Raw genomic sequence first — 12,514 nt, forward strand, 5'->3', positions numbered from 1 at the left:
ACCATAATAATTATTATCATATATCTATATTTCTATTTACATAATGGCTATTGCTTTGTTTTTATTCGAAAAAAGGATATATTGTCACAGATTCCGTAAAAACAGATTTTCCTATTTACCATTTAATTTGAAGAGGATACGCATTTCATCTAGTTTCAAGTCTTCAGTGCGTTCTTCAATGATGTTATCATAGTTCCGGATCCAGCTAATAAGCTCATCTGCCTCTTTCTCCTTTCCCAGGAGCACACCCATAGTTGTTAAGTCAGAAACTATGCTTTTTCGAGCGGTGAGACCCATTACAGCCACAGCAGTGTTAGGAAGGTTTTCGGTTATAGTGTCAGCATTATCCACCTGCCAGAGAGGTAATATAACTAGATCGGGCTCAAGCATCAGTACCATTTCATAATCAACAAATTTGCCATGCATGGATACCTCAGGAACATCTGAGAGACCAAACTCTGACATACGCTCATGGAATGCTCGATCAACCCCTACTATCATATTTTTTGCTCCTACCGCCAACAGGGTTTCAGTAGTACGGTAATCAGTGGGAATGATATTTTCCACTGGCATCTTTACGTTAACACATCTGCCAACGCCATCGATCAGCGTGATATCTTTCTCTTTTCCAAGATTGATCAGCTCAATCTTAGTTACATCCAGCATATTGATCGTATCATCATATCTGGCATCTGCAAGTTGTGTCTGGTCATTGAGTCCCAGAATTATACGCTCGGTATATTCCACATCTTCTATGTTTATTGTGTTATCTTCATTCGAGTTCCCGAAGATACCAAGCGTATATTCCCCAGATGCCGATACTGGCACACTGACTAGTAAAATTGCAGTTATGACCAGCCCGAACAAGAATTTGTTACCTGTCATATAGCATCAACTCCTATTAAACCGAACCATACAGAAAACCGCGATCAAAACCACAAGAGCAAACACTGCCCCAAATCCAGGCGTGGATTGATGTACATCTGACGCAGCAGTAACTCCCCAGTCCGCATTGATCCGGTTAGCTTCGGTGTTACCGAGCAGTCCATCGGAAATGAGTAGATCGCCTTCACCATCACCTATCACTTCAAACCCGATCTTTGCAATTTGTCCCGAACCGCTTGTTCCGGTAACACCTTTCAGGTTGAAGATCACCCTGACCGTGCCATCATCAATGGAATGCCACTGTACGGGTATCTTCGTTCCCTCAATGCTTCCATCCTCGACATTGAGAACTTTTAGAACACTTGAATTGAACGATAGGTCAAACTGACCTGCATCAAGGTTAGTAACATTGATTATTTCTACTGTAGCATAAACCGTATTTCCTTTCACCATTTCCGGAGTCTTTAAACTAACCGTTGTTTGCTGAGCATGGGCAGGAACTGCTGCAAATACGATAAGGAACGCAGCAAAGCAGATGCAAATCAGGCTACTTTTCTTAAAACTAATAGGGAATTTTTTTTCCATTTAATCACCTTTTAAATAATAAATTGTTATTTATATATATATATCTCTTCTGTACACAAACATATACAAATCGAGAGGGGATAATCTCACAACATTGCTAATCTAAGTAGTTGAGTTCATTCGTTTTTATTATTAAACATAGCACGATTCTTATATATTCATACGAATAGAACAGATTGTACTAACCAATGTTTTATATATATATTGTGTTTTTGACATAAGATGACATACATTCACCACAACGATCTGGTAATCAAACTAATACTGAACAAGGCTCCCATCCATCTTTGCTCTCTTGACCGCGTACCTGAATGAGAACAAACCCAAAGGCACCAGCACAACCGAGAATATAGCAAGAGGGATTATTTCCGGAATCAGGTCTGAAAGCGAGTACCCCTGCAGAAGCGCATGCCGCATGCCACTGAGTGAGTATGTGATCGGTAAAAGATACGAGATTGTCTGGAGCCACTCAGGCAAGACCGAGATTGGAAAGAGCACTCCGCCAAAGAGTTCCGATGTGCTCATAAAAAACATGTTTATCGGATCGCCTCTCTTGAGCACCATGATGAAACTTGCAGAGAGTATGCCGATGCTGCCGAAGCATATTATCGTTAGAACGAGGATTATCAGAGCAGCCGGAACATTTGCATTGCTCATATCTACTCCCAGAAGAATACCGATCACAAGATACATCAAAACTCTGAAAGACATGAAAATAAAACTCCAGAGAGATGATAGCGTTACTATTGCCGAGCTATCGGTCGGAGTGACAAGCATCGCTTCCAGTGTACCCATCATCTGCTCACCCCTGATGCTCTCTGAAAAACTCCTGAGCGTGGTCATCAGATACCCTGAAAAGGCTATGCCTATCAACACAAAGGAAAAATAGTCCCCGCCATAAGGCTCAAGATGCACCGTTCCAGCACCCCCGACCAGTTTGGAAACGAAGTAAAAGGTTAAAATCGAGAAGAGCATGAAGAAAAATCTCAGTAAGAACTCGAATTTATAGCTTGTTGCAAGTATCAGATCTCTTATTACGAAGGAATACGCTTTTTTGTATATCAAAATCTCATTCCCCTCATTCTGCCTCCATATCTCCCATGCACCTTCCCCCTACGTCCCAAGTCAACCTGTTTTGGCGCTTCTTCCTTGAACTCTTTGCCAGTGTGATGTACAAACACATCATCCAATGTGGGATTGGGTTTGTGCAAATCATTTTTCAGTTCTTCTATAGTTCCAATAACTTTTATTTTACTTTCATCGATTATCATAATCCTGTCACACAACTGTTCTGCCTCGCCAAGGTGGTGTGTAGATAGAAAAACGGTTTGTTCCTGCTCCTTTACAATACGATCTTTGATAAATTCCCTTAAATTCTGTGCCGCTCCCGGGTCCAGGGCCTTGGTTGGCTCATCCATGAATAAAACCTCCGGATCGTTCAGCAATCCGCGTGCAATAGCCATCCGTTGTTTCATTCCAGCAGAATAACTCAAAAACCTATCATCTGCCCTATTCTCTAACCCAACAAGACTTAATAGATCATCTATCCTTTTTTCGGCATCCTGTGAATAAAAATTATGAAGACTGGCGAAGAACTTAAGATTCTGTCGCCCGGTAAGTCTCCAGTAGAAACTTCGCTCATCTGCGGTGATAAAACCAATTGACTCCCTCACCTTCCCACTATCCTTTGCAATGTCATACCCATTTACATAAGCGGTTCCTTCTGTGGGGGTAATCAGCGTGCATAGCATCTTTATGAGCGTGGTCTTGCCAGCACCATTCGGTCCGAGAACGCCGAACAACTCGCCATTTTTGATCTTAATGTTCACTTCTTCAACGGCTGTTACCTCATCCTTTCTGAATGGATGCAGGAAAAAGTCGGTAAATCCCTTCTGCAATGTGAACCTCTTTGTCAGGTCGTGAGTTTCTATTGTGTATCTCAATATATCATCCTTTCTGGAGTTCTGCCATTTTCAGGTTCTTGTTTGTGTTCTTGCAACATTTTGTTCTAGTATATATTTTATAAATATATAGTCCGAGTTAAATCGACCGGAGGGAGATTTTTCTCGCGCACTTCCTTTTGTTTTTGTGGGAGAAAAAACTTCCTCCAATAAACTTATTTCTTTATTCTGTTCATTCATGTTCCATCTCTATATCGGTCAGGTATCCCTGCTAAGCCACCATTGACTTCTATCGGTGGATACACAAATGTGCCATGTTCATCTAAATCGTAGTCAAAATGCTGCATGGTCAGGTATTCTTGATGTATCGTCTCTGGATCTAAATCTTCGAAGAGATCTGGATGCAAAATTTTTGCCATGTATACAGCACCTATGACGCCGCCTGATACGTCATTTCTAAAAATACCATTCAGTATGTAAACATTTCCAGTCTTCACTGCGGCGACGTTAACCAACTCAGGACGATTCATGAACGCATCGCTTTCCTCCTTCATTGTTGTTAGATCGTCCATATCATAACCGTAAGGTGTGCGTGCATCATGTGCGAAGATGAATTCAGGATCTTGCTCAACCACCCATTCAGGATCGAGTGTTACATAATACATACCATGCTGAACAAATTCAGGGAGATCCTCTGCTATGTTTTTTCCCCCGGCCATGGTGCACATTTGTGTAAATGTGTCGATCTTGGTATACGCTCTGTATGTCGAAGATTCCGGCTTGAGGCGCCCACCCGCGAACACTCTTGGTTTCTCGTCTTCCGAAAGTCCCTCTGTTCGAGATTTTATCTCATCTATCCAACCAATACGCCATTTGACGTACTCTTCAGCCTCATTTTCCCTATCAAGGATATATCCTAGTTTTCTCACACCATCTGTGAATCGCGATCCTTCTGGGTCAGATAGATCAGGATAATATATACCCGAAAAAATAACCGCGACTCCCGGGAGTTTTTCCCTCATCTTCTCTGTTTCAGCTTCATTATAATAAAATGTCAGTAAAACATCGGCATGCAGCTCAAGTATCGCTTCATAGTCCGGCTCCCCTGGGCACACTTTTCCAACAAATGATCGCTTGCTGAGTTCAGGGAATTGGTTTTCATTTTGTGTTATACCATTGGTAACACCCACGACCTTATTCTTTGCATCGAGTATCCGTATCAGTTCAGCAGAATCCATATAGTAGATTACGATCCGTTCTACTGGCTTGTTGACGGTTACTGCTTCTCCAACCCCATGAGCGTAAGTTCCTTCTCCTTCTCATGCATGATCAGCTCGATCTGGGTTATATCAAGGATATCGATCTCGCCATCGTACTTCGCATCTGCAAGTTGTGTCTGGTCATCAAGTCCCAGAACAATTCGTTCAGCATATTCCATATCTTCCATGTCTATAGTGTCATCCTCATTCGCGTTCCCGAAGATACCAAGCGTATAGTCCTCTGATGCCGATGCTGGCACGCAGGTAAGTAAGATCGCAGTTATGACCGAAACAAGCAAAAATCGGTTACCTGTCATACAGTATCAACTCCGTGATCCACTCTCATGCGACTTCAAAAGGCCTTTAAGTTCTTCAACCGATTTTACAGGTGGTGGAGATGAGATCAATAGTGCATTTACTGGTGCGTTCGATCGGTTCTTAATACCAATTTCCGTATTAGGCGGCACCAGCATTGCAGTTTCGCTGCCCAGGATCACGGTCTCATCATCAGATATAACATCCAGCTCGCCGCATAGACAATATAATACACCTTCTGTAGTGTGGGCATGTGGCATGACTTCAAGACCTGCCGGGACCTCAAGATGTATGACCCCCAGCCTCTCGCCGAATATCAACGGTTTCATCAAACCCTCCGGGGTCTTAAGACCTTCGGCTTCATGAATATTTTTAATTTCAATTTTCATTGTCATTCACACTCCTTTAGTTTTTATCCAACATTGGGCTATTTTCTCCAGCATATTGAGACCGATTTCATCGTATTCTTTGACCACAGTGATTCATCTTCCCGGATCAACTTCTCAGATAGGTATGATCTTATCACATCCTCTGCCTCCGGCGTCGATATATCAAGATTCTTCTTCCACTGTTCAACAGCCTCTTCCAGATTTGAAAAACGCTGCTTATGTTCGGTAGATGATATCTCAACATCCGCCTGGATGCCGATCTGATAGAGGATATTGTAGAGATAGATGTAATCAGGTCCGGCCCGATATTTCTCACCGTATAATTCCGGCCAGAGATCGGTGTAGTCCCACATACGATCCCCCGTAAAGGTGAACAGGTGAACGCTCCGTCTTGCAACCGTATCCATCTTTGAAAGTGCTGCCGCCATATCCAGCATTGAAAGTGAGTATGATGCAATCACAACATCATATTCACCAAGATCCTCTCCCGGGTAAACATCTTCCCATTTCTTGTTAATGCAGGTTATATTCTCCAGGCCTTCATTTGCCGCATTCTCTCCCAGACAGGCAAGCATTCCGCTTGATGGTTCTACAACCGTCACATGTTTTACGATCTTTGCAAGCGGGATTGTAAGCGTACCCGGTCCTGCACCAATATCAAGCACACTATACTCCGAATCAATATCCAATTTTGATATTACCCGTGCAGGACGGTCATTCTGCTTTATTGATTCATTATAATGTTTGGCTCTTTCATCCCAGAACTCAGTCATATCCCCGCGCCGCTTTCTCCATGAAGCATTTTTCATCGCCTCCATCCACATCTTGTTCCAGTTTATGTTCTCACTCATGTTCCTATGCCTCCTTAGTTGCCATAACGATTACAGACGGACTTGCCTGTGATGATATGTCCAGAGTACGGATATTAGAAAATCCAGCTTCCTGCAACAGTTCAATGTACTCATTTTCTGTGTAGATGTGATGCCAGTCACCCCGCAGGGACAGCATAAGATCGAAAAACACTGATGTGGCAGGTGCAGTACGATCATCATTCAAAATCCAGTGCTTAAGAATGACCGAACCGCCGTCGTTCAGTGCACCATATATCTTTTTCAAAACTCCTGCAAGTACATCAGGCTTACAATAAAGAGCATCAGATGCGAATATGATATCACACTCACTCACATTCTTGATCTCACCTTCTAGAAAATTTCCACCAATAACACCAACCCTTTCGTTCATACCATACCGGCCAATGAACTCTTTTGTAACCTCTGTCACATGCGGCAGGTCAAACACTACGGCATCGAGATCCGGATTCATCTGGGCAAATGCTATTGCATAGAGACCGTGCCCACCTCCGAGATCAAGAAGCTTTCTTGCCTTTTTGAACTCAGGAAGCTTTGACACTTCATTCACGGTTCGATGAAGACCTCCTCGCATTGAACCTTCAGCCATGGCAAGAATGAAACTGGGATCAAAGACATCTTCAAAACTTCTATCATCCTCTTCTGGTACATCACCTTTCAGTATTGAGTTCAATCTCAACCAGTCACGAGTGTTTCCTGAAAGCCTGAGTATATGACCCTGATAGAACGGGCTGCTTTTCCTAAGAAAGGTCGAGGCAAGCTCGGTATTGACATATTTGCCGTCACGCTTTACGAGAAGCTGCATTGCCACCAGGGTATTCAGGAACTTACCGGTCATGGAGACATCGGTCTCGATCTTTGAGGAAATTTCCTCTGCTGTCATTGACCCGTCAAGCAGGTCAAAGAGGTTGAAATCAAGAGCGGTAAATAAAATTCTCGATCCGTCACAGCCTTTTATCATTCTGTCCAGCGACTCTGAACTTATTTTAGGATCCATATCCAGCACTTTCATCTCATTCCCCCTCTTTCTTGAGAACTGTCGAATATATCTCATCCACTTCTACGTGAACTGCGGATTTTACTGCGAGGTGCAGATGGTTGGGGCGCTTTTCACGCATCTTTTCCACCATCTTCCCTACCTCTTCAAAGAACTTGCCTTCTGTGTGGACCGCTGCCCGCCCTTTAAGCTGATAGCCACGCGGTGCTTCTTTTCCTAGCACCTCGACCGCAATTGCAACGTTTGGGTTCTCAAGCAGATTCTTTTTTGTCTTGTCGAATAAGACATCAACGATCAGTAACTCGCTATCATTTATTGCCCGTATACCGCCCACCGGAACCACATTCGGTTTACCATTCCCGGATGTAGTTGCCAGGTGGACCACATTCTCGTTTATCATATCCTGTATCTCATTACTCATTTTCATGTAGATCAAACTCCATTTTAGTTAATTACAACAACTCTCCTACACTGTTGGATATACGAATACACCTTTCTCATTCAGATCAATGTCCAGCCCCTGGAATCTTGTTAAATATTCCTGATGTATCGCCTCCGGATCCAGATCCTCAAAGAGTTCGGGATGGAACCATTTTGCCTGGTATGGGATCTGGAGGAAGTTTCTGCATCCGCTATCACCAAAGAACGATAACAGGTGAACAGTGATCACATGAACATTTTCTTCTCTTACCGCAGACACATGCTGCAATATATCCCGGTTCATGACATCCATTCTTGCTTTTTCGATTTCGGATGTATCGGCCGCATTCAGATCATAACCACCGGCGGTCCCATCTACCCTAACTATAATTTCGGGATTTCGGTCTGCAATTGCTTCTGGATCCACAGTCATATACTGTCCGGGCTGATCTGAAAAGATATCCGTGCCTCCAGTCATTGCGATATATGCATACTTTCCATAAATATTATAACTGCCATCTTTTGAAGCTGCCTCGAAATACACTCTTGGTCTGTCTTCCTCTGGAATATTCTTCACTCTCTCCTTGATCGAACTAAGAATATTCTCACGCCAGTTAAGGAATTCTGCGGCGTCATCCTGCCTGTTAAACACATATCCAAGTTTTTCTACTTCTTCCGGATATGACTCCAGTGTATTGAGGTTAAAACATAACACCCTGATATCAGCCGATTCAAGTGCATTGACCGTTTTTGTCGTATCTGCATATGCAGACAGCGCAGTAAAAATAACAACATCCGGTTTTATAGTTAATATCACCTCAACATCCGGGGTCCACCTATCTCCAACATCTGGTACATCGCTGACCTCGGGGAAAAAACCCGGATCGTACTCCGGGTAGTGTCTTGCTATACCGGCTATACTGTCCATCGGCACTTTAAGCGACCGTAATGTTTCAAGAACGTGAGGGAAGCATATGACAGTACTCTCAACCGGCTTGTTCACAGTTACTGTCCTATCGCCAGAATCGATTAGTGTTAGTTCCTTCTCCCTCCCGAGTATGATCAGCTCGACATGCGTCACATCAAGGATATCGATCTCGCCATCGTACTTCGCATCTGCAAGTTGTGTTTTGTCATCAAGACCCAGAACGATGGATGCAGTATATTCAACATCTTTCAGGTCTATGGTGTCATCCTCGTTTGCATTGCCAAAGATGCCAAGTGTATAGTCGGATGCAAAAGCCGATGGTGTTAACAGCAACAGGCTTGCAATTATTGTAATTACAATTGGTTTTAATCTCATGTTATCATCTTTATTCTTTTTATATTGTAGATATAATTGACATTAGTGTCATTGCTTCCATTGTTTTTGCAAAGCATTTGTAAAAACCAGATAACCTCCCTTAGAACGATTATGCGTTTTAGATATTCTTCTCCATTTCTGCCGGTACAATCATCCGGGTATCACCAAATTTTATAACATCACAAACATCTCCGTAAATCTCATTTAAAGTCGTCTCAGTTAGAGCCATTGCCGGATTTCCATTAGCAACAATACCACGAGATCCCAGCACAATCGCCTTATCACAGAACCACATAACATGATTAGGGTCATGTGTACAGGTCAGTGCAGTGACGCCCTTTTTTGTAAGCTCTTTAACGATGCGCCATATCTTGATCTGATTTTGAAAATCGAGATTGGATGTAGGTTCGTCCAGAAGCAGGAGCTTTGTTCCCTGCGCCATTGCTCTTGCCAGAAGAACAAGCTGTCTTTGTCCTCCACTCAGGGCAGTGTATGGTCTATCAGCAATATCGGCAATACCGATCATCTCTATTGCTTCTACCGCAGCTCTGGTATCATTCTCTGATGGACCAAACACACCCCTCATATATGGAGTCCTTCCCATCAAGACAACCTCTTTAACCAGATATGGAAATGGTGGTTTGTGCTCTTGCGGCACATAAGCGATCAATTTTGCGAGCTCCGCCGCTTTCATTTTGTTAATATTTTCATTCTCTACGAACACATTACCTTTTCCATAATTGAGTAATTTTGCTATGCATTTGAGCAAAGTCGTTTTTCCAGTGCCATTGGGTCCAAATAACGCACACAATTGTCCTTTTTCCACATCGAATGATATATCCTCCAATACTTTAAACCCACTATATTCAAAATGTAGATTTTCCACTTTCAACATCTTAAATCACCCAAAAAATATATTTTTCTTTGTTCTTAACAGATAGATCAGGTACGGCGCTCCAAGTAGTGAAGTTATAATTCCCACAGGAATCTCTGCTGTTGTTAGGGTTCTTGCGAGTGTATCACAGATGACCAGAAATATTGCACCCATGATAGCTGCAGATGGTATCAGGAACCTGTGATCAGGACCTATAACTAAACGAGCAGCATGCGGCATCATCAAACCTACCCATGCAATGATCCCGACAGCAGAGACTGATATGGCGGTTACAAACGTTGCAAGTGTGATAAGAATTATTTTTGTTCTCTCCGTATTTATACCAAGCATCTTTGCCTCTTCTTCGCCCATCGATAGTACATTTAATTTCCATCCAAGCAAGCATAGTACAACCGAGCAGATAATGATCGCAGGAACAACCTTCCATACAATGTCCCAGTCCGCATAATAAAATCCCCCCATCATCCAGAAGACGATCTCTCGAAGTTGTGTATCTGCTGAAATATACTTCAATATGGATACTCCTGACATGAATATTGAACCAAGAATAACACCAGCTAGGATCAAAGTTACAAGTGGTGTTTCCCCTCTAACCCTTGCCAGTGAATATGCGCCAAAAACCGCGACCATACCGAAGATACAGGCTGAAATCTGGACCGAGAACAGGTACTGCGGATACACGATGGATAGTGCTGCACCAAATGCAGCGCCAGCAGAAACCCCAAGAATGAATGGTTCAACCAATGGGTTTCTGAATGTGCCCTGATAGACAGCACCAGAGGTTCCAAGTGCTATCCCAACTGCTATTGCAAGTAGTATGCGTGGCACCCTTATATTCCATACAATGGTATCATACAGACGATTTGATTGGTCTGCGAGGTTTAAATTGTCAAGTATCACTTCGTACACTGCTACTATAGGCACATTATACGCACCACGCGTTATTGTTATTGCTATTACGACTATCAGGGATACGAGCAGAGCTATGACAAATGTTATCTTGGTTTTGTTTGAAAATACTATGCCTGTGCTTTTAGCTTTAAAGGTGTCTCCATTCATCACTCTCTTTCACATCTCCTTTATTTTCCTAAATAAAAATAAATAAAGAAGAGGTATCTTTTAAAAATCCTCTTCTGTCATCCAATCCAGCCACTGGGCTGATCTGAGTTCCTCAGCCGTGTCTTCGTCCACACCATATACCTTCATGTAAAAGTCTATCACCCAATCACTGACAGTTACATCTGAGAACCGGTCCGGATAACAGGCTTTCGCCTCGATCATCAGGTCTATTGGGAACTCAAGCCGTTCACCGCATCTGCACGGCGTCCATGGGAGGGAATATATCTGCTTCTCCTGTACCACCCTCATATCCTGAAGTTCCGTAAGTGATTCGCCTTCATAGACCTCTCTTGCAGGATGATAACCCCGACAAGTAGGAAGTATCATCACATCCGGATCTATGGCAAGAATCTGTTCCGCGGACATTGAAGGCTTTCCAATACCATCAAAAGCGTTCTTTGCATTGACGATCTCATCGAGGAAGATAGATTCGATCATATCTGTTCCAGTTACGCTGCCAACGGTTGCTCCGCCTCCATATAATGTCATCAAACTAAGGGACAATACCCTTGGTTTTTCATCGTCAGAGATGTCCTCTGTCCTGTCTTTGATGAACTCGATTTCACCCTCAATGATATTGGCAAGATCTTCTGCCTCGCCCCACTTGCTAAATACTCCGCCAATAATGTATATACTTTCATATACCGCGCCAATGTCAGCGTCGCAGCAGTTTGGAGTGGATAGCACAACGACTAGTATGCCTAGGCTCTCTATCATCTCAATACTTTTCATTGTGTTCTCATCGGTCTCAGAACACCCACAGGTGCAGCTTCCTGCTATCAGGATTACGATATCAGGGTTGAGCCCAGCCAGTGTTTCATAGTTCATTCCAGTTCTACTTTGAGCAAACACTGGCAGATCCGTAAGTTCCGGACATAACACTGCTGCAGTGTTTTTTCCACCGGAATAGGTGAATTCATCGCCTGATGTTGTGGTATACGTATATTCATAACTCTCCCTCCCAACACAACTGCTTCCAAGACCGACCAGTGTTTCCTCCACACCGAATACGATCATAGTGCTCTCCACCAGACCGTCGCTTATTGTTACAACCCTGTTTATAGGTCTTGGGATCGTCACTGTTCTGTCTATCATGTCAAGTAGTGTTAGTTCCTTCTCCTGCCCAAGCATGATCAGCTCGATCTGCGTCACATCAAGGATATCGATCTCGCCATCGTACTTCGCATCTGCAAGTTGTGTTTGATCATCAAGTCCCAGAACGACGGATGCGGTATATTCAACATCTTTCAGGTCTATGGTCTCATCTTCATTCGCATTACCGAATACATCAAGCGTGTAGGATGATGCTGATGCTGGCACACAGGTCAGTAAGATCGCAGTTATGACCAGCCCGAACAAGAAATTGTTACCTATCATATAGCATCAACTCTACAACCTTCTACTGAACCGAACCATACATATAACCGCAATCAATCCCACAAAAGCAAACACTGCCCCAAATCCAGGCGTGGATTCCTGCACATCCGTTGCAGTAGTAACTCCCCAGTCCGTATTGATCTTGCTGGCTTCAGTGTTACCGAGCAGTCCGCTGGAAATGAGCAAATTGCCCTCACCAT

At 43.3% G+C, this 12,514-nt stretch carries 15 protein-coding genes; all 15 read right to left on the reverse strand.

Features of this window, described 5'->3' with window-relative positions:
• Positions 1 to 111 precede the first annotated feature (111 nt).
• On the reverse strand, positions 112 to 885 hold the full coding sequence (locus QAS77_RS06355; RefSeq protein WP_305064509.1) for an ABC transporter substrate-binding protein: 774 nt from the start codon (positions 883 to 885) through the stop codon (positions 112 to 114).
• A 6-nt stretch (positions 886 to 891) separates the two neighbouring features.
• Positions 892 to 1,470 (reverse strand): cohesin domain-containing protein, encoded by a 579-nt coding sequence (locus QAS77_RS06360; RefSeq protein ID WP_305064510.1) that lies wholly within the window; start codon positions 1,468 to 1,470, stop codon positions 892 to 894.
• 258 nt (positions 1,471 to 1,728) lie between these two features.
• Positions 1,729 to 2,445 (reverse strand): ABC transporter permease, encoded by a 717-nt coding sequence (locus tag QAS77_RS06365; protein ID WP_305064522.1) that lies wholly within the window; start codon positions 2,443 to 2,445, stop codon positions 1,729 to 1,731.
• An 86-nt stretch (positions 2,446 to 2,531) separates the two neighbouring features.
• Positions 2,532 to 3,413: an ABC transporter ATP-binding protein gene (locus QAS77_RS06370; RefSeq protein WP_305064511.1), complete on the reverse strand. Its 882-nt coding sequence runs from the start codon at positions 3,411 to 3,413 to the stop codon at positions 2,532 to 2,534.
• Positions 3,414 to 3,607: 194 nt separating this feature from the next.
• Positions 3,608 to 4,624 carry an ABC transporter substrate-binding protein gene (locus tag QAS77_RS06375; protein WP_331522341.1) on the reverse strand — a complete coding sequence of 339 codons (1,017 nt, stop codon included), beginning with the start codon at positions 4,622 to 4,624 and terminating at the stop codon, positions 3,608 to 3,610.
• A 23-nt stretch (positions 4,625 to 4,647) separates the two neighbouring features.
• Complete coding sequence (locus tag QAS77_RS06380) at positions 4,648 to 4,947, reverse strand: hypothetical protein (RefSeq protein ID WP_305064512.1); 300 nt, start codon at positions 4,945 to 4,947, stop codon at positions 4,648 to 4,650.
• A 6-nt stretch (positions 4,948 to 4,953) separates the two neighbouring features.
• On the reverse strand, positions 4,954 to 5,340 hold the full coding sequence (locus tag QAS77_RS06385) for a cupin domain-containing protein (protein ID WP_305064513.1): 387 nt from the start codon (positions 5,338 to 5,340) through the stop codon (positions 4,954 to 4,956).
• Positions 5,341 to 5,372: 32 nt separating this feature from the next.
• The gene (locus QAS77_RS06390) at positions 5,373 to 6,185 is read right to left on the reverse strand and encodes a class I SAM-dependent methyltransferase (RefSeq protein ID WP_305064514.1); all 813 of its coding nucleotides are present in this window, start codon (positions 6,183 to 6,185) and stop codon (positions 5,373 to 5,375) included.
• A 4-nt stretch (positions 6,186 to 6,189) separates the two neighbouring features.
• A complete protein-coding gene (locus QAS77_RS06395; protein ID WP_305064515.1) occupies positions 6,190 to 7,215 on the reverse strand; it encodes a methyltransferase in 1,026 nt (341 codons plus the stop codon).
• Between the two features lies 1 nt (position 7,216).
• Positions 7,217 to 7,627: a pyridoxamine 5'-phosphate oxidase family protein gene (locus tag QAS77_RS06400; RefSeq protein ID WP_305064516.1), complete on the reverse strand. Its 411-nt coding sequence runs from the start codon at positions 7,625 to 7,627 to the stop codon at positions 7,217 to 7,219.
• Positions 7,628 to 7,666: 39 nt separating this feature from the next.
• Positions 7,667 to 8,923 carry an ABC transporter substrate-binding protein gene (locus tag QAS77_RS06405; protein WP_305064517.1) on the reverse strand — a complete coding sequence of 419 codons (1,257 nt, stop codon included), beginning with the start codon at positions 8,921 to 8,923 and terminating at the stop codon, positions 7,667 to 7,669.
• A 118-nt stretch (positions 8,924 to 9,041) separates the two neighbouring features.
• Positions 9,042 to 9,818, reverse strand: a complete 777-nt coding sequence (locus QAS77_RS06410) for an ABC transporter ATP-binding protein (protein WP_305064518.1) — start codon at positions 9,816 to 9,818, stop codon at positions 9,042 to 9,044.
• A 6-nt stretch (positions 9,819 to 9,824) separates the two neighbouring features.
• Positions 9,825 to 10,877, reverse strand: a complete 1,053-nt coding sequence (locus QAS77_RS06415) for a FecCD family ABC transporter permease (protein WP_305064519.1) — start codon at positions 10,875 to 10,877, stop codon at positions 9,825 to 9,827.
• A 60-nt stretch (positions 10,878 to 10,937) separates the two neighbouring features.
• Positions 10,938 to 12,314 (reverse strand): ABC transporter substrate-binding protein, encoded by a 1,377-nt coding sequence (locus tag QAS77_RS06420; protein ID WP_305064520.1) that lies wholly within the window; start codon positions 12,312 to 12,314, stop codon positions 10,938 to 10,940.
• A 12-nt stretch (positions 12,315 to 12,326) separates the two neighbouring features.
• Positions 12,327 to 12,514 (reverse strand): PGF-CTERM sorting domain-containing protein (locus tag QAS77_RS06425; RefSeq protein ID WP_305064521.1); only part of this gene is annotated, 188 nt, incomplete at its 5' end.

Source organism: Methanococcoides sp. (assembly GCF_030594565.1).
GTDB lineage: Archaea > Halobacteriota > Methanosarcinia > Methanosarcinales > Methanosarcinaceae > Methanococcoides > Methanococcoides seepicolus.